The organism is Rhizorhabdus wittichii (assembly GCF_017607425.1).
GTDB classification, from domain to species: domain Bacteria; phylum Pseudomonadota; class Alphaproteobacteria; order Sphingomonadales; family Sphingomonadaceae; genus Rhizorhabdus; species Rhizorhabdus wittichii.
This window is the reverse complement of record NZ_CP059321.1, coordinates 16134-32308: the sequence shown is the minus strand read 5'-3', so window position 1 is coordinate 32308 and position 16175 is coordinate 16134. Positions and strand designations below refer to the sequence as shown.

Annotated in this window: 15 protein-coding genes; 6 read left to right on the top strand and 9 right to left on the bottom strand. The window is 63.7% G+C overall.

What is annotated here, in order from left to right; all coding sequences use genetic code 11:
- Nucleotides 1–45 precede the first annotated feature (45 nt).
- The 3 genes from HRJ34_RS28565 to HRJ34_RS28555 all read left to right on the top strand — a co-directional run bounded on the left by HRJ34_RS28565 (nt 46) and on the right by HRJ34_RS28555 (nt 2572).
- The gene (locus tag HRJ34_RS28565; protein ID WP_226949252.1) at nt 46–969 is read left to right on the top strand and encodes an NADP-dependent oxidoreductase; all 924 of its coding nucleotides are present in this window, start codon (nt 46–48) and stop codon (nt 967–969) included.
- Between the two features lie 42 nt (nt 970–1011).
- The gene (locus HRJ34_RS28560; RefSeq protein WP_208634691.1) at nt 1012–1548 is read left to right on the top strand and encodes a nuclear transport factor 2 family protein; all 537 of its coding nucleotides are present in this window, start codon (nt 1012–1014) and stop codon (nt 1546–1548) included.
- Between the two features lie 358 nt (nt 1549–1906).
- A complete protein-coding gene (locus tag HRJ34_RS28555; RefSeq protein WP_208634690.1) occupies nt 1907–2572 on the top strand; it encodes a TetR/AcrR family transcriptional regulator in 666 nt (221 codons plus the stop codon).
- A gap of 97 nt (nt 2573–2669) precedes the next feature.
- Here the strand turns inward: HRJ34_RS28555 and HRJ34_RS28550 are convergent, their stop codons facing one another.
- The 7 genes from HRJ34_RS28550 to HRJ34_RS28520 form a co-directional block, all read right to left on the bottom strand.
- On the bottom strand, nt 2670–4148 hold the full coding sequence (locus HRJ34_RS28550; RefSeq protein ID WP_208634689.1) for an aldehyde dehydrogenase: 1479 nt from the start codon (nt 4146–4148) through the stop codon (nt 2670–2672).
- A 111-nt stretch (nt 4149–4259) separates the two neighbouring features.
- Nucleotides 4260–5975 (bottom strand): N-acyl-D-amino-acid deacylase family protein, encoded by a 1716-nt coding sequence (locus tag HRJ34_RS28545; protein WP_208634688.1) that lies wholly within the window; start codon nt 5973–5975, stop codon nt 4260–4262.
- Between the two features lie 170 nt (nt 5976–6145).
- Complete coding sequence (locus HRJ34_RS28540) at nt 6146–6862, bottom strand: DUF1428 family protein (RefSeq protein WP_208634687.1); 717 nt, start codon at nt 6860–6862, stop codon at nt 6146–6148.
- Nucleotides 6863–6919: 57 nt separating this feature from the next.
- A complete protein-coding gene (locus tag HRJ34_RS28535) occupies nt 6920–8014 on the bottom strand; it encodes an alcohol dehydrogenase catalytic domain-containing protein (protein WP_208634686.1) in 1095 nt (364 codons plus the stop codon).
- Between the two features lie 59 nt (nt 8015–8073).
- Complete coding sequence (locus tag HRJ34_RS28530) at nt 8074–9273, bottom strand: NAD(P)-dependent alcohol dehydrogenase (RefSeq protein ID WP_226949251.1); 1200 nt, start codon at nt 9271–9273, stop codon at nt 8074–8076.
- 63 nt (nt 9274–9336) lie between these two features.
- Nucleotides 9337–10545 carry a cytochrome P450 gene (locus tag HRJ34_RS28525; RefSeq protein ID WP_208634685.1) on the bottom strand — a complete coding sequence of 403 codons (1209 nt, stop codon included), beginning with the start codon at nt 10543–10545 and terminating at the stop codon, nt 9337–9339.
- Between the two features lie 83 nt (nt 10546–10628).
- Nucleotides 10629–11678 (bottom strand): aldo/keto reductase, encoded by a 1050-nt coding sequence (locus tag HRJ34_RS28520; protein WP_208634684.1) that lies wholly within the window; start codon nt 11676–11678, stop codon nt 10629–10631.
- Between the two features lie 172 nt (nt 11679–11850).
- Here HRJ34_RS28520 and HRJ34_RS28515 point away from each other — a divergent pair, with 172 nt between their 5' ends.
- Complete coding sequence (locus HRJ34_RS28515; protein ID WP_208634683.1) at nt 11851–12537, top strand: TetR/AcrR family transcriptional regulator; 687 nt, start codon at nt 11851–11853, stop codon at nt 12535–12537.
- Between the two features lie 136 nt (nt 12538–12673).
- On the opposite strand, the gene HRJ34_RS28510 is transcribed toward HRJ34_RS28515, so the two are convergent.
- Entirely contained in the window at nt 12674–13474 is an 801-nt protein-coding gene (locus HRJ34_RS28510) for an SDR family NAD(P)-dependent oxidoreductase (RefSeq protein WP_208634682.1), read from the bottom strand.
- Between the two features lie 55 nt (nt 13475–13529).
- Between HRJ34_RS28510 and HRJ34_RS28505 the strand changes: the two genes are divergently transcribed.
- Nucleotides 13530–13739, top strand: coding sequence for a hypothetical protein (locus HRJ34_RS28505; protein ID WP_208634681.1), 210 nt, complete (start codon nt 13530–13532; stop codon nt 13737–13739).
- 118 nt (nt 13740–13857) lie between these two features.
- Nucleotides 13858–14265, top strand: coding sequence for a VOC family protein (locus HRJ34_RS28500; RefSeq protein WP_208634680.1), 408 nt, complete (start codon nt 13858–13860; stop codon nt 14263–14265).
- Between the two features lie 97 nt (nt 14266–14362).
- Here HRJ34_RS28500 and HRJ34_RS28495 read toward each other — a convergent pair whose 3' ends face one another.
- Nucleotides 14363–16105, bottom strand: a complete 1743-nt coding sequence (locus HRJ34_RS28495) for an N-acyl-D-amino-acid deacylase family protein (RefSeq protein ID WP_208634679.1) — start codon at nt 16103–16105, stop codon at nt 14363–14365.
- Between the last annotated feature and the right edge of the window lie 70 nt (nt 16106–16175).

The following is a 16175-nucleotide window of genomic DNA, read 5'->3' as shown; positions in this document are numbered from 1 at the left end:
TTATCAGCAGCCAGCGGCAGCAGCCCGCAGGCGCTTGCCGGGAGAATGGACGATATGCGCGCAGTTCAGTTTTCGGATTATGGATCGACGGATGTCCTGCACCTCGTCGATGTTCCCACCCCCGAACCGGGCGACGGGCAGGTGCGGGTCGCAGTCGCCGCTGCGGCCGTAAACCCCGCCGACTATAAGTGGCGTGAAGGCATGTTCCGCGACATGGCGCCGTTGCCGCTGCCGCATATATTGGGATATGACATAGCCGGCACCGTCGATGCCGTCGGACCGGGCGTCAGCGATTTCGCGGTCGGCGATCGGGTTTTCGCCCTGCTCGATACCTTTGTGAAGGGCGGCTACGCGCAGTTTGCCATTGCGCGGCCGGAATGGCTGGCCAGGGTGCCTGCCGGGCTTGATCTGGATGTCGCGGCCAGCCTGCCCACCGCCGCCCTTGCGGGCATGCAGATCATCGAAAATCATGTGCGCCCGCAGGCGGGGGACATCGTGCTGATAACCGGCGCGGCCGGCTCCGTCGGCCGGTTCGCGATCCATGCAGCCAAGCAGGCGGGCGCACAGGTTGTCGCCGCCGTGCTGCCAAGCCAGCAGGAACTGGCCCTGTCGCTGGGTGCCGATAAGGCCATCGTCCTGAACGAAGAGGCACCGGCCGACATAATGTTCGACCATGTCGCCGACATGGTGGGGGGCGATCATGTCGCTGCATTGTGTCGACGGGTGAAGCCGGGCGGCCGGATATTGACGGCCGCGACCACGCCCATCAATCCGGATGGATTGCCGTCGGCGCCTGTCTTCTTCGCGGTTCATCCCGATGGCGCCGGGCTTGCGCGCATCGGGGCGCTTGTCGCGCAGGGTACCATCCCTGTTGCCTCCACACGACCCTTGCCGCTGTCGGAAGTGGCCCAGGCGCATCGGTGGGTAGAGGCCGGGGACCTGACGGAAAAGATCATTCTGCACCCCTGATCGCCATAACCGCTTACACAAGCCAACCCGAAGGAGAGAGACATGAGTGACGTTCTGACGCCGGATCTGATCGCGTTCATCAAGCAGCAGAAGGATCGGCAGGACATTCTCGATTGCCTGCTGCGCTACACGCGTGGTGCCGACCGGCACGACCATGCCCTGATGGAGTCGGCCTATCATCCCGATGCTTGGGACGAACATGGCGTGGCAGAGGGCAATCCCAAGGACTTCGTCAACTGGGCGCTGACCTGGCATGCGGAAAACCAGCTCAAGCATCAGCACATCGTTTCCAACCACACGATCGAGCTGGATGGTGATACCGCGCATGTCGAAACCTATTACGTGTTCTGGGGCGAAAATCGGGAAGGGCGCCCGCAGATATCATTCGGACGCTATGTCGATCGCTTCGAAAAGCGCGAAGGGGTCTGGGCCATTGCCCATCGGGTGTGCGTGAACGAATATACCGGCAATTTCGATGGCGTGGAAATTCCGGCGGACGCTCCTGTCCTGTCGACCGGGCCAAATCGCCGCGACAAGACCGACATCTCCTACCGGCGGCCGCTGACCCGCAGCAATTAGGGTGGCCATGGTCCGATGAACCCGGGGCGATTGTTCCGGTGTCCCGGCACCCTTTACAGCCTTTAAGATGCAGCAGGGTCGAGAGGCTCTGCTGCATCGATTAGAGCGCGCTGCGTTAAATATGACGCAGGTCGCGCGCTCTAATTTCTCTGTTTTCGCATCGCTTTATGCCAAAAACCGGTACCCACTTTTTGGCGCGATGCTCTAGTGGCGAATGGTTGGATCGGGCCGCTGCGCTCATGCCGATATGACCAGCAGATCCCAAGCATTTCCAACCGGCCGATCTTGGCCTACATCATGGGTGCTATGCGGTGGCAGCGGGGCCAGCGCCCTTGATCGGGATGGATGAGCGAACGGAATGGCGGGCAAGGCATCTACTTCGGCCAGGACCGATAAAATCCCTGCAAAGGATGACGCTTTATCGGAAGAGCGCATCGTCTCGGTCGCGCGGCACCTGATGGAGACGATAGGGCTCGAGCAGGTGACGATGCGCAGGGTCGCGGCGGAACTGGATGTGACGGCGATGGCCCTCTATCATCACGTTTCGGACAAGCAGGCCCTGATCGCTCTGGTTGCCGACGGGGTCATGAATGTCGTCCCCGAACAGGATTATGACGGCACGCCCTGGTATGAAATATTGCGCCGGGGTTTCCTGACGGTGCATCATGAAATCGCGCGCTATCCCGGCCTTGGCCTGTATATTTCCAATACCAATGCTCTCTACCCCAGTGGCTTTCGCCTTATGAAGAAAACCATCCGGCTGCTGATGGACGCGGGTTTCGACGAGCATGAAGCGATCGAGGTCAACTATCTCCTGCTGACCTATCAGGGGGGGTATTTCCTGATGGAACAGATTGGCCAGCGGACCGCCGATACGCGACAGGACCGCAAGGAGGTGGTCATCAGGCCGGACATCCAGACACGTGGCGGCATGAACAGCTATGACGCCTTCGTCAGGGGCCTGGACGTCATCATCACGGGTTTTCGCGCGCAGCTGGCGGCCAAGCAGGTCATGATCCGCTAACAGACGCCTGCTTGCCGGGCCGGTTTCCCGGGGGGCCGGCAATCCGCTCGCGCACCAGTCGGGAGTGCAGGGCAGCCCCGGCTGGTGCGCTCTCGCATTATCCCCGCAAATGGGTGGGCAGTTCGGGCATGAACACGGCCTTGACTTCGGTGAAGCTGTGCAGCCCTTCCATGCCGCCTTCTCGGCCCACGCCGGAATGCTTGAAACCGCCATAGGGGATGCTGTAGTCGATGACGCGCCCGTTGTGCCCGAAATTGCCCGTGCGGATACGGCGCGCAATGGCATAGGCGCGGTCGGTGTCCTGCGTGAAGACGCCGCCGGACAGGCCATAGATGCTGTCATTGGCGATCGCGATCGCTTCTTCCTCGCTGTCATAGGGGATCACCGTCCCGACCGGGCCGAAAATCTCTTCGCGGGCGATCACCATGTCGTTGCTGGCATCGGTGAACAGGGTCGGCTCGACGAAGAAACCCTTGTCGAGATGCCCGGGCCGGCCGCCGCCCGTCGCGATCCTGGCGCCTTCCGCCTTGCCCTTTTCGATATAGTCGAGCACGCGGACATGCTGTCGCCTGGCGATGAGCGGCCCCATCTGCGTACCGTCCTGAAAGGGATCGCCCACGACCACGGACTGCATCGCCGCCGCAAAGGCGTCGGTCACCGTGCCCATCAGCGCACGCGGCACGACGATCCGGCTGAACGCCGAACATTGCTGTCCGCACAGGCCGACCAGGGTCGACATCACGCCGCCTACGACCGTGCCGATATCGGCATCGTCCAGGACGATGGCAGCCGACTTGCCGCCCAGCTCCGTCGTGATCCGGCCCGATCGGGCGCTGACGACGGATGCGATATGCTCGCCCGCCGCCGTGGAGCCGGTGAAGCTGACCTTGTCGACTTCCGGCTTGCGGATCAGATAGTCGGACACGTCCCGGTCGGCCGTGACGACCGAGAAGACGCCTTCGGGCACGCCTGCCGCAGCAATGCATTCGGCCAGGATCATCGCTTCGAGCGGTGTTTCCGGCGAAGGCTTGGCAATGACCGTGCATCCCGCCGCCAGCGCCGGGGCAACCTTCAGCGCCAAGGTGGGCAAGGGGGCGTTCCAGGGCACGACCGCGACGACCACGCCAACCGGTTCGCGCACGACAATGGCATGGCCGCCGGCCATCGCGGGACGCACTTCCTCCTGCCAGTTCTGTTCAGCGAGGTCGGCATAATATTTGAAATAGCCGCCCAGGAAAGGCGACATGCCCCGCGAGTGGGCATAGGGCATCCCGACCTGCATCGAAAAGGCACGGGCGAAATCATCGCCGCGCTTGCCCATCTCCTCGACGATGCGGCGCAGATAGACGGCACGCTCGGCGCCGGTCAGGCGCGGCCATGGACCATGATCGAACGCGCGGCGTGCGGCCGCGACGGCCAGGTCCATGTCGGCCGGGGACGCCATGGCCACCCGCCCGACCGTCTCCTCGGTCGATGGCGAAACAATGTCGATGCCGGCATCGCCCCGGGACGATGTCCATTCGCCGCCGATGAACAGCTTGTCGGGGCTGGCGAGATTAACGAGCGTGTCGGTCATAGTCATACTCCAGGTCGCGCAAGGCGAAGACGGTGCGAGGCGAAAGTCGATATGCACCCATGTGCAGGGAAAGTCACAGGCGCAAGGGGGCGGAGCGGGTCATGGCGCTGGTCATGCAGCCATGGGGCGCGGCTGTTCCCCGCGCACCAGTCGGCCCGGCAGGGCGCCCGTGGCAATGCCCTCCTTATAGGTCACGACGCCGTTCACGATGGTGGCGGCATAGCCTTGGGCCTTCTGCACGAGCCGCTTGCCGCCTGCCGGCAGGCTCTGTTCGATGCTGGGGCGATGCAGGGTCAGGCGGTCGATGTCGATGATGTTGAGGTCGGCCTTATACCCGATGGAAAGGCGGCCGCGATCGTACAGGCCGAGCGATTCCGCCGCTTTGGACGACAGGGCCTGGATCGCCTTGGGCAGCGGCAGGCCGTTTTCCCCGATCCGCTGGGTCAGGATATAGGTGGGATAGGGGGCGTCGCACACGGACGCGTAATGCGCGCCGCCATCGCCCAGCCCGACGACCAGATTGGGCCTGTCGAACAGGTCCCTGGTCTTTTCCAGATAGGCGTCGGTATCGCTGCCGACCACGGCCAGCACCGCGCGACCATCATCCTCCAGCAATGCGTCATAGACCATTTCCTTGAAGCTGATGCCGGCCTGCTGCGCCCTGACATCCAGCATGTCTTCCGGACGGGGATGATAGTCGGCCGGGTCGGACAGCGCGAACAGCTTTTTGGCGTTGTGGATGATCGCGACGAAGCTGGGATTGGGATCGTCGGGCTCCTCTGCCAGCAACCGGGCGCGCAGTTCCGGATCGCGCATGCGTGCGACCTTTTCGGCCAGAGGCAGGTTCGCGAGCGGGCGGAAACTGGGATTCAGCGCGAAATGATGCAATGTCAGGTCCAGGCCGAACAGCAGCCCGATCGGGCGCGGCAGGAACTGCCCCCGCAGCGGTATACCGTCTTCATCGGCCTGTCGCAGCGCTTCGACATAGGTACCCCAGTTGTCGGGCCGGAACGCCAGGTCGAGCAGGCTGAAATTGACGGGGCGTCCCGTTTCGCGGGCGATCCTGCTGATGGCGGCCACTTCGCCATCGGCTTCGGCGTCGATGTTGAGATTGAGCTGGAACACGCCCGACCCGGCGTCCGCAAGGCCGCTGGCCAGGGCGATCAACTCGTCCTCGGGCGTGTTGACCGACGGCGCGAGCTTGCCGTCGCGGAAGCGATGGAACAGGTTGCGCGACGTCGATACGCCCAGGGCACCCGCTTCGACCGCTTCGCGCGTCAGCGCGCGCATGGCCTCCAGATCATCGTCCGTGGCCGGTTCCAGATTGGCGCCGCGTTCCCCCATCACGAACACGCGCAGCGGGCTGTGCGGCAGCTGGCAGGCGAAATCGATGTCCGCCTTCCGCTCGGCCAGGGCGTCCAGATATTCGGGGAAGGTGCGCCAGTTCCATGGCACCCCTTCCGCCATGACGATCTGGGGAATATCCTCCACCCCCTCCATCAGGCGGATGACCAGATCATGATCGCCGTCCCGGACGGGGGCAAAACCGACTCCGCAATTGCCCATCACGACCGTCGTGACGCCATGCTGCGACGACGGGGCGAATTGATGTTCCCAGGTGATCTGCCCGTCATAATGGGTGTGGACATCGACGAAGCCGGGCGTGACGATCCGGCCGGTGGCGTCGATCTCTTCATCGCCGCGTTCGCTGATGGTACCGATCGCGGTGATCACGCCCGCCTGGATCCCGATATCGGCCTGAAACGGCTCGCTGCCGGACCCGTCGACGATCGTCCCGTTGCGCACTATGAGCTGAAACTGGGCCATGGTTGTAGTCTTTCATGAATGACATGCGGCAGATGCGCTCCGTGCAGGGCAAGGCGCAAAGGCCTCTTCCTGCTTCGGCGGGCGACAGGCTATCCGTCGCTGGCCATCGGACAAGTGCATTTTGGACATAGGGCTGTGCCGGCGAGTACAGGGTGAAGGGCCATGATGGCTCATGTCGCCAGAATGACGGGCGTAAAGCAGCCAGCCATCATCCTGGCATGGTCGAACGGCAAATCGTCGCCGGACGGACCGCATGGCTGCGCATGCTCTCTGTACGCCTCGCGCGATGGCCATTCGACAAAGGCGAAGACGGTCCTTTCATGGCTGCCTGCCCCCGTCAGGGCCGGAAAATCGACGGGGCGGCTGTCGGGAAAATCATCCTGCCAGGACAGGACCAGGCGACAGGCCCCCTGCTGGCCAAGACGCGCCCATGCGCGTTCGGCGACATCGTACAGCGCATCCTGCCGCCCGTCGTCGATGGGAAATACGAAGCCCTGCACATAGGGCGATGGTGAAGGCTCCCCGCGTTCGAGCAGCAGGCGAAAGCATCCGCTGACGACGCGGTCATTGTCGAACGGGAGCGGGAACAGCGCCGGATCGAAGCGCGGGTCGGCCTGCATGGCGGCTTCCAGCAGCGGCATGTTACGGTCTCTGGTCGCCTTGTCCTGCCACTCGATCCAGCTGAAGACGGCGATTTCCCCGTCCCGGCAACAGGCTGATGCGCTGAACCCGCCAGAATCCGACGGTACGCTGTCGTCCGGCCAGCATTCCAATATCCGGTTGGCGCCATGTTGGGTCCATAGCTCGTCGGCCATTGCGCTGAACCGGATGAAGCCCTCCTGGTGCGTTACGGGCACCGGCATGATGAAACCTTCGATATAGGTCATGCGCCTTTTCCCCTTGTGGAGGGTGGAACGGGATTGCGGGCCGGCCGGCCCTTCGCTTCAGCCGTGCAGGAAGACAGGCCGGATCGCCTGCCCCCTGCGCATCAGGTCGAAGCCTGTGTTGATCTCCGCGAACGGCAGGATATGGCTGATCAGGGGATCGAGCAGGATCTTCCCTTCCATATACCAGTCGACGATTTTCGGAACGTCCCGGCGGACCTTGGTGTTGCCGGCTGAATTGCTGACGAGGCGTCGGCCCGTCACCAGCGCGAAGGGTTCCAGCTGCAACGCCTCGCCGGAAGGAACGATGCCCAGCAGGCAGCAGACGCCAAATCCCGGCCGGGTGCAGGCGATCGCGGCCTCCTGTGCGGAGACGGATCCGACACATTCGAAGACATTGTCGGCCCCCCGGTCGGTGATGCCCAATATATGCTGGGTCAGGTCGGTGCCAAGTTTCCGGGGATTGATGAACTCGCTCGCTCCCATCAGGCGCGCAGCCTCTTCCTTGGCATCATTGGTATCGACGGCGATGATCCGGGTCGCCCCGGCGAGGCGCGCGCCCTGGATCGCGGACAGGCCGATCGCGCCCAGGCCGATGACCAGCGCGGTGGAGCCCGGCTCGATATCCGCCGAATACAGCGCCGATCCCACGCCCGTGACCAGGGCGCAGCCTATGGTGCAGACCTTTTCCAGCGGCGCGTCGGGATGGATGCGCGCAATCTGGTCTTCATGGACGATCGCATGGTTGGAAAAGGTGCCAAGGCCCATATAGGCGCCAACGGCTTCGCCATGCCGTGAAAAGCCCGATCGGGCAAAGACGTTGCCGTTCAGCATCTCCTCGCAGCTATTGGCTTTCTCCGACAGGCAATAGGGGCAGGTGCCGCATTGGGGCAGCGAATGTCCGATCACATGGTCGCCCGCGGCGACATGGGTGACATGGGGGCCGACTTCCAGCACGACGCCCGCGCCTTCATGCCCCAGCACCGTGGGTGCCGCCCAGGGCAGCGCGCCGTCCACCACGCTCAGGTCGGTATGGCACAGGCCCGTCGCCCTGAATTCCACCAGCACCTCATGCGGACCCGGCGACCGAACGTCGATCCAGTCCAGCGTCAGCGGAGCATGGCTCCGTTCGAAAATGGCGGCCTGGGTCCGCATGCATCCTGTTCCTTGCTCTTGGCGATATCGATGGGTGGGGTAACACGGGATGCAGGGCTTCAGGCGAAGCGCGCCATGTCCAGCACGAAGCGGAAACGAACGTCCTTCGCCGCGACGCGTCGAAAGGCTTCGTCGATACGGTCAGAGCCGATCAGCTCGATATCGGCGGCGATGTTGCGCGCGGCGCAATGATCCAGCAGCTGCTGCGTTTCTGCGATGCCGCCCACGGCGCTGCCCGTGATCCGACGCCGGCCGCCCAATAGAAGCCCGTTGTTCAGCGGCTTTTCCATCAGGCCGAGCGTGCCGACGTTCGACAAGGTGCCGTCTACCGCCAGCAGCGGCAGGAAAATCCCCATGTCATAGCCGGCGGGGACGGTGGACAGGATATAGTCGAATTCATTGCGCAGCGCCGGAAAGTCGCTGGCGCTGTTCCATTCGAAAAAGCGCTGCGCGCCCATCTTCATCGCGGCATCCTGCTTCCCGGCCGTGGTCGAGAATATCGACGTGTCCGCGCCGGCATCCACGGCCAGCTTCAGCGCGACATGGCCCAGCCCGCCAAATCCGACGATGGCGACCTTCTTTCCCTGCTTGATGTCCCAGTAGCGCATGGGGGAATAGGTGGTGATCCCTGCACACAGCAACGGGGCTGTCGCCGCCAGATTGACCCGAGGGTCGATCTTCAGCGCAAAGCGTTCCTTGACGACGATGTTCGACGCATATCCGCCCTGGATGACCCCGGTTGGCGTCACGCCATAGGTCGGCGTGAAGCCGGTCTGGCAATAGGGCTCCAGGCCCGCCAGGCAATATCGGCACGTGCCGCAACTGTCGATCATCGTGCCGACGCCGGCCAGATCGCCGACCTTGAACTGGGATACCGACGCGCCGACTTCCCGCACGCGGCCGACCATCTCATGACCGGGAACCAGCGTGCTTCGCAGCGGGCCGAACGACCCGTCGAGGAAATGGATGTCGGTGTGACAGACACCGCAATAGAGGATGTCGATCAGCACATCGTCCGCCCCGGGAGAGCGGCGTCGGAATTCGAACCGTTCGAACGGCTTGTCGATGGCGCTTTTCGCCAGGCCGACCGTCCTGACCGTTTTGGCCGCCTTTCCAGTGGCGGCAACGGCTTCCTGTGCAAGCGTCGCGACCGTAGCCACCGCGCCGGTCGCCAGGGCGCCTTTCAGAAACGCCCTGCGGTCATCCCCAGGCAGCCGGGAATGGACGGGTTGCTCCATATCATCGCAGCGCTTGCACATGAGCCTTCTCCTATCGCGTCGACCGGTTGTGACCCGGTTTCACCATCGCCTTCACCATCGCTCTCACCACCGCAGGGGCAGGTGGGTCATGGCCATGGCGGTACCGCACCGGACCAGCGGCACATCATCCTCGGCCACCCAAAAATCGGGCAGACGGGGGAGCCATTCCTCCAGGAAGACGCGCAATTGCATCCGGGCGAGCATCATGCCGATGCACCGATGCGGACCGGCGCCAAAGGTCAGCGTCTGGCCGGCGACATTCTTGCGATCGAAATCGACCGTCATGGCATCGGGAAACCGGCGCTCGTCCAGATTGCCGAGCAGCGCCGGCGATAGCACGGGATCGCCCTGCTTCATCGTCACGCCCTTATACTCCATGTCGTTCTTGACCCCGCGCCCGGTGACGCCGGCCGGGAAGCGACGCAGATATTCCTCGACAGCGGCGGGAATGAGGGACGGCTTGTCGATCAGGGCGCGCCGATGGTCGGGGTGCGTGGCCAGGTGATGCGCCACGAAGCTCAATGTGGCCGGCGTGGTGTCGACGCCTGCGAAAAGGATATTGAGCGCGCTGCCGACACATTCATTTTCGTCCAGTCGCCGGCCAAAGGCCTCACCCTGCACCAGCGCGGTCAGCGGGTCGTCGCCCGGCTGGGTCCGGCGCACGTCGACCCGCGACTTGAGATAGGCCCAGGCGTCCCTGGTCGTGGCCGCCGCGACCTCCATGTCCGGTTCGCGCACCACCGTCTGCGCCCATGGCATGAGCATCTCCCAATCCTCCTCGGGCAGGCCCGCGAGCCCAAGGAAGGCGTAGATCGGCATGAACATGGCGAAGTCGTTGTAGAATTCGCAGCCTCCCTGCGGGATCAGTCGATCCATGATGTCGCGGGTCAGCTGGCGGGCATGCTCGCCCACTTTCTGGATCCGCTTGGGGAAGAAGAAGGGGTTGATGAGCCGCCGATATTCGGTGTGCTCGGGCGGCTCGGACGCGATGGGGAGCGGCGGCGCGGGCGTATTGCGATAGGGAATGGCATTGCCATAGGGCACGGTGGTGAACAGGTCGCCATTGCCATACACGGTCTCGACATCCTCGGCCCGGGTGACGATCCAGTGGCCGCCATTGCGGGGCGTCCAGAAGATTTCGGGCCGGTCCTCGTCATGCAGGCCCTTCCAGTGCGAGAAAACCTCGTCATAGGAGCCGTCGAAGAAGATGTTGAAATCCCGCACCAGATGCGCAGGCACATGCGCGGGCACGGTCATGGTTGCTTCAGTCATGGTCTGACTCTTTCTTGAAAATCAATCGGATATCGGGAAGGCTCGGGGCGTCCGCCCATCGAGCCTGTCCTGCAAGCAGAGGCTCAGTTGCCGGCGGGGACGAACGGCGCGGGGCGGCGCGTGAAATCGACGCCCGTGACCCAATCGCCATATTCGGGCGGCAACTGGCTGACCGCGTCCAGGCTCGCCAGGTCTTCGGCGCTTAGTTGCACGTCGACCGCGCCGAGATTGTCTTCCAGCTGGTCCAGCCGCTTGGCGCCGATGATGACGCTGGTGACGTGCGACTTGGCCAGCAGCCAGGCAAGGGCGATCCGGGCCACGGACACGCCCTGCGCGTCGCCGATCCTGCGCATTTCGGTGATGCATGCCCAGGCGCGGTCCATGTCCACGATCGGATAGTCGAAATTGCTGCGCCGCGCGTCTTCGGGCGAGCTGGAGCCGGGGCCGAATTTCCCCGACAGCAGGCCGCCGGCAAGCGGCGACCACACCATCAGCCCCATCTGCTCGTCCTTCAGGAGATGGACATGCTCGCGCTCGATGTCGCGGCCGGCGATGGAATAGAAGGCCTGGAGCGTTTCGAAACGGGCATAGCGCGCCGCTGCGCTGACCCCCAGCGCCTTGGCGATCTTGGCCGCGCGCCAGTTCGACACGCCGACATAGCGGACGAGGCCCTGGCTCACCAGATCGTCGAGCGCCCGCAACGTTTCCTCCACCGGCGTCACGCAGTCATTGGCGTGGATCTGGTAGAGGTCGATATAATCGAGTTGCAGGCGGTCGAGGCTCTGCTTCACCGAATCCATGATGTGCCCGCGCGAAGCGCCCTGCGCGTTAGGCCCGCTACCCATCTGGAGGGTGCATTTCGTGGCGATCACGACATCGCTGCGGTTGACCCCCAGATTACGGAGCGACTGGCCCACCAGCCGTTCGGATTCCCCGTTGGAATAGACATTGGCGGTGTCGATGAAGTTGACCCCGGCGGCCAGTGCCCGTTCCACCAGCGGATCGACGGCATCCTGCCGCAGTGTTCCCATCGCGGCCCAATAGCCGGCGTCCGGATTGCCGCCGAAGGTCATGGTGCCCAGGCACAGCTCCGACACGAACAGGCCGGTGCGGCCAAGCTGGTTATATTTCACGGATCATTTCCTCTCATGGCCGGCGCGAAGCGACCGGGGGCTGCGGCTGAATTGTCTGGCTTGCCAGGGGTGTCGGAACAGCCCGGCGTGGCCGGCAGGCTGTTCGCGAACAGTTGCATCCTCTCAAGCTTGGGCTATTATGCGAACAATCCTTCAACATTTGAATTCGCATATGGCCACGACCCAACGATATCTGCTGAACCCAAGGAAAATGCCGCGACAGGCGCGATCGGCCGCGACGGTCGAGGCGATCCATGAAGCGACTATTCAGGTTTTGCTGACGGAGGGGCCGTCCCGGTTGACCACCACGAAAGTGGCGGAGCGCGCCGGCGTCGCGGTCGGTACGATGTACCAGTATTTCCCGCAGAAACAGGCGCTGATCTTCGCCGTGGTGCAGCGGCATCTGGGCCTGATCGCCGAAGCGGTGGAGGATGCCTGCGGGCGGTTGCAGGGGCAGACGATCGCCGTGATGTCGGACGGCCTGGCGGCATCCTATCTGGCGGCCAAAACGCATAATATCGAAGCGTCGCGCGCGTTATATGCCGCCGCGAGCGAACTGGAGGTCCCAGATATCGCAGGCGACATGTCGCGGCGCATCTATGCCGCCCTGCGCGCCCTGCTCGCCAGCAGCCGGGACGGCCGGTTCGACGATCTCGATACGGTGACGTTCATCCTGCAACAGGCGCTGTCCGGGACGGTGCGCGCGGTGCTGGAAATGGAAGGGGGGCCGACGCCGGCGGCGCTCGACATGCTGGGCAGCCAGTTGCCGCTTTTGTGCCGTGCCTATCTCGATGCGACCTCCAGCCTGGCCGGCATCGGCGCGCTGCCACAACCCGTCGCTTGCGCGACATGCGCCTGATCGGAGCTTAGCGGCGCTGCCAGAGTACGCGACCGGCGTTCAATCTGACGCGGCCCGCACGCGCCGGTTTTCCTGTTTTCGCATCGCTTCGTGCCCAAAAGCTTTCCCGCTGTTGGGCACGAAGCGATGGACCGGTTCAGTCGCGAACCAGGTTCAGCAACTGTTCGGCCTTGGCGCGGAAAGGCTGGCGCACATCCTCGCCGACGATCAGGCGCAGCGGCGGCTCGGGGCTGTCGATCGCGGCCAGGATGGTCTGGGCGACGCTCTCCGGTGACGCGGCCGCCGTGGCATAATAGCCTTCAAGGGCAGCCTTGCCGCCGCCGGAAAGCGCGGCATATTCTGGCATGCGTCGCTCGGTGTCGTGCGTGCCGTGCGAGATGAACCGGGTCGCGACGGCGCCGGGCTCGACGATCATCAGCTTGATCCCGAACGGCGCGATTTCATAGGCCAGCGACTCGCTCATGCCCTCCAGCGCGAACTTGCTGGCGCAATAGGCGCTGATGCCGGGCGAACCCATCAGGCCGCTGCCCGACGACATGTGGACCAGTTGCCCGGCGCCGCGTTCGCGGAAGTGCGGCAAGACCGCCTGCGCCAGCGCCCAGGGACCGAACAGATTGACGTCGAACACTGCCCTGGTTTCAGCGATCGTCGTTTCTTCAAAAGCGCCGTAGAGGCTCTGGCCGGCATTGTTGACGACGATGTCGAGCGGCCCGCTTGCCAGGATCCCGTCGACGATGGACTGGACATTGGCGATGTCGGTGACGTCCAGCCGGACGCCCGTCGAGCGGCCCGGCGCGATGGCATCGAATTTTGCGACATCCTCCGCCTTGCGCGCGCATCCGACGACATGATCGCCCCGGTCCAGTGCGGCCTGCGCCAGAGCGGCGCCGATGCCGCTGGAAATACCCGTGATGAGCCAACGCTTCGCTTCACTCATGATATGCCTTTCTCAATAGAGCGATAAGGATGTTCTATGTGCTGGGTGACTGTGCATGGCGGCTGCCGAGCTCATCGGCCTGAAAGGCGGGCAGGCCGTTGCCCTGCCGCAGGCAGAGCCGATCGCACATCCCATCCTCAGTCCTGTCCATTTTCGTTTCGCGAATATCTATACGGGTAAAGGCATCTTATGCAACATGCTGTGCTGGCGGCGACAGGCGTATGGACCGGCCGCAATCAGGGCAGATGAAGCATCGGCTATGTGATCGGGAAAAGCGGACTTTCGCTGCTGGTTGGACCGGACAACAGGAATTTTCTGCTCGCGACGAGCGAACTGAAGTGCATTGGTAAGCGCCGGCACTTTGATAGAGAGAGGAAATAATTATGTTCAGCCACATCATGGTTGGAACAAATGATCTGGAGGCATCCAGCCATTTCTACGATGCCATATTCGCCGTTCTTGGCCATGAGCATCGGTTTGTCGATCATCTGGGGCGTATATTCTGGTCCACTGCGACAGGGAATTTCGCGATTGCCCGGCCGATCGATGGTCTACAGGCGACCCATGGCAACGGCATGACCATCGGTTTCGCCTGCGATTCCGACAGGATGGTGGACGCCTGGCATGCCGCAGGTGTGGCAAATGGCGGCACGGCTATCGAGGACGCACCGGGATTGCGGGATGCCGGCACGCCGATGGCGCGCTACAACGCCTATCTGCGCGATCCGGCCGGCAATAAATTATGCGCGATGCATTTCATCGGCGCGCAGGAAGCAGGCGCCACGGCCTGACAGAGTAATGCCCGCATGATGGGGGCGAGGGCAGGGCAATATGGTCAAGGAACGGCCGATCCGATCATGTCGGACCGGCCGTTCCTTACAGCATGTTTCAAGCGTCTGCGTATTGCGCCGGAGCTGGTTCCGAAGGTGCGTTCCGCGTGCCCCGGATGAGGCGCCCCGGCAGGGCGCCGCTGGCCTCCCCGTTACGATAGGTCACGGCGCCGCTGACGACGGTGGCGACATAGCCGGTGGACTGCTGCGACAGGCGCTTGCCGCCGGCCGGGAGGTCCGCCTTGATCTGCGGCCGGCGAAGCATCATCGCGTCGAGATCGAGGACGTTGAGGTCCGCCTTGTAGCCCGCTGCCACGACGCCGCGATCCGCCAGACCGACAGATCTGGCCGGCTGGCTCGTCAGGGAACGGACCGCCGTGGGCAGGTCCAGTCCACGGTCGCCGACCCGGCAGGACAGCAGATAGGTGGTATAGGCGGCGTCGCAGACCATACCGTAATGCGCGCCGCCGTCGCCCAGCGCCGGGATCAGATTCTCTTCCCCGAACAGGACGGCGGATTTGTCGAGATAGGGGAGGATATCCGTCGCGAACGACGCCAGGATTGCGCGACCTTCGTCTTCCAGCAGCGCGTCGTAGATGACCTCGCGCTCGGGACGGCCCAGCCGCTCCGCCTCCGCCTGCAGGCTGTTTTCAGGGCGGAAATCGTACCGCACCGGGTCGGTCAGTCGGTAGAGCGACGAAATCGACTTGATCATGCCGACGAAGGACGGGCTGGGATCGTCCGGTTCTTCCGCGATCAGCCGGGCGCGCAGCTCCGGGTCGCGCAAGCGTGCGACCTTTTCCGCCAGCGGCAGGCCAGCGATCGCCCGATAGCTGGGATTGAGCGAGAAGGGGTTGAAGCTCAGGTCCAGCCCGTACAGCACGCCAAGGGGGCGTGGCAGGAACTGGCCGCTGATGGTCAGGCCATCGGCTCTGGCCTGCCGGATGCCCTCGATATAGCGATGCCAGTTGGTCGCGTCGTTCGGCATGTGGATCAGGCTGAAATTGACGGGACGCCCGGTTGTTTCAGCGATCGTGCGAAACACCGCCATTTCGTCCCTGGCGTCGTTGTCCAGATTGGGGTTGCACTGGAACACGCCGGTGCCGGCGTCGGTCAGGCCCTGCGCCAGCGCCAGGATCTCGTCGACTTCGGTATTGACCGACGGGGCGAGCTTGCCTGACCGGAAGCGATGGAACAGATTGCGCGAGCTGGCGACGCCCAGCGCGCCCGCCTGAACCGCTTCCGCCACGCAGCGACGCATCTCAACCAGATCGTCCGACGTGGGCGGTTCCAGATTGGCGCCGCGTTCCCCCATCACGAAGACGCGGAGCGGGCTGTGCGGGATCTGCGTCGCGAAATCCACGTCGCATTCCCGCTGTTCGAGCACGTCCAGATAATCGGGGAAGCTCTTCCAGTTGAACGGGACGCCTTCAGCCATCACGACTTCGGGAATGTCCTCCACCCCCTCCATCAGCTTGATCATCAGATGATGGTCGCCCTCGCGCACGGGGGCGAAGCCGACGCCGCAATTGCCCATGACGATGGTGGTGACGCCATGGTTCGACGATGGGATCATCCGGTTTTCCCACGTGATCTGGCCGTCATAATGGGTATGGATGTCGACAAAGCCGGGCGTCACGGTCAGGCCGGACGCGTCGATTTCCTCGCGCCCCGTCCCGGTGAGTGACCCGACCTCCACGATCAGGCCGTCCCGCACGCCGACATCGGCGATATAGGGTTGCGTGCCGGTGCCATCGACGATCGTGCCGCCGCGGATCACCAGATCAAATTGCGTGCTCATGCCTCTCCTTTCCGGCCCGCCCGCCGGGTGCAGGTCGATTGCCCGTAATTACGAATCCGATTATACGCGT

What these genes read in the sequence shown, in the direction of transcription:
- HRJ34_RS28565 (WP_226949252.1), top strand. Translation starts at nt 46, where the DNA reads ATGGACGATATGCGCGCAGTTCAGTTTTCGGATTATGGATCGACGGAT.
- HRJ34_RS28560 (WP_208634691.1), top strand. Translation starts at nt 1,012, where the DNA reads ATGAGTGACGTTCTGACGCCGGATCTGATCGCGTTCATCAAGCAGCAG.
- HRJ34_RS28555 (WP_208634690.1), top strand. Translation starts at nt 1,907, where the DNA reads ATGGCGGGCAAGGCATCTACTTCGGCCAGGACCGATAAAATCCCTGCA.
- HRJ34_RS28550 (WP_208634689.1), bottom strand. Translation starts at nt 4,148, where the DNA reads ATGACCGACACGCTCGTTAATCTCGCCAGCCCCGACAAGCTGTTCATC.
- HRJ34_RS28545 (WP_208634688.1), bottom strand. Translation starts at nt 5,975, where the DNA reads ATGGCCCAGTTTCAGCTCATAGTGCGCAACGGGACGATCGTCGACGGG.
- HRJ34_RS28540 (WP_208634687.1), bottom strand. Translation starts at nt 6,862, where the DNA reads ATGACCTATATCGAAGGTTTCATCATGCCGGTGCCCGTAACGCACCAG.
- HRJ34_RS28535 (WP_208634686.1), bottom strand. Translation starts at nt 8,014, where the DNA reads ATGCGGACCCAGGCCGCCATTTTCGAACGGAGCCATGCTCCGCTGACG.
- HRJ34_RS28530 (WP_226949251.1), bottom strand. Translation starts at nt 9,273, where the DNA reads ATGTGCAAGCGCTGCGATGATATGGAGCAACCCGTCCATTCCCGGCTG.
- HRJ34_RS28525 (WP_208634685.1), bottom strand. Translation starts at nt 10,545, where the DNA reads ATGACTGAAGCAACCATGACCGTGCCCGCGCATGTGCCTGCGCATCTG.
- HRJ34_RS28515 (WP_208634683.1), top strand. Translation starts at nt 11,851, where the DNA reads ATGGCCACGACCCAACGATATCTGCTGAACCCAAGGAAAATGCCGCGA.
- HRJ34_RS28510 (WP_208634682.1), bottom strand. Translation starts at nt 13,474, where the DNA reads ATGAGTGAAGCGAAGCGTTGGCTCATCACGGGTATTTCCAGCGGCATC.
- HRJ34_RS28505 (WP_208634681.1), top strand. Translation starts at nt 13,530, where the DNA reads ATGGCGGCTGCCGAGCTCATCGGCCTGAAAGGCGGGCAGGCCGTTGCC.
- HRJ34_RS28500 (WP_208634680.1), top strand. Translation starts at nt 13,858, where the DNA reads ATGTTCAGCCACATCATGGTTGGAACAAATGATCTGGAGGCATCCAGC.
- HRJ34_RS28495 (WP_208634679.1), bottom strand. Translation starts at nt 16,105, where the DNA reads ATGAGCACGCAATTTGATCTGGTGATCCGCGGCGGCACGATCGTCGAT.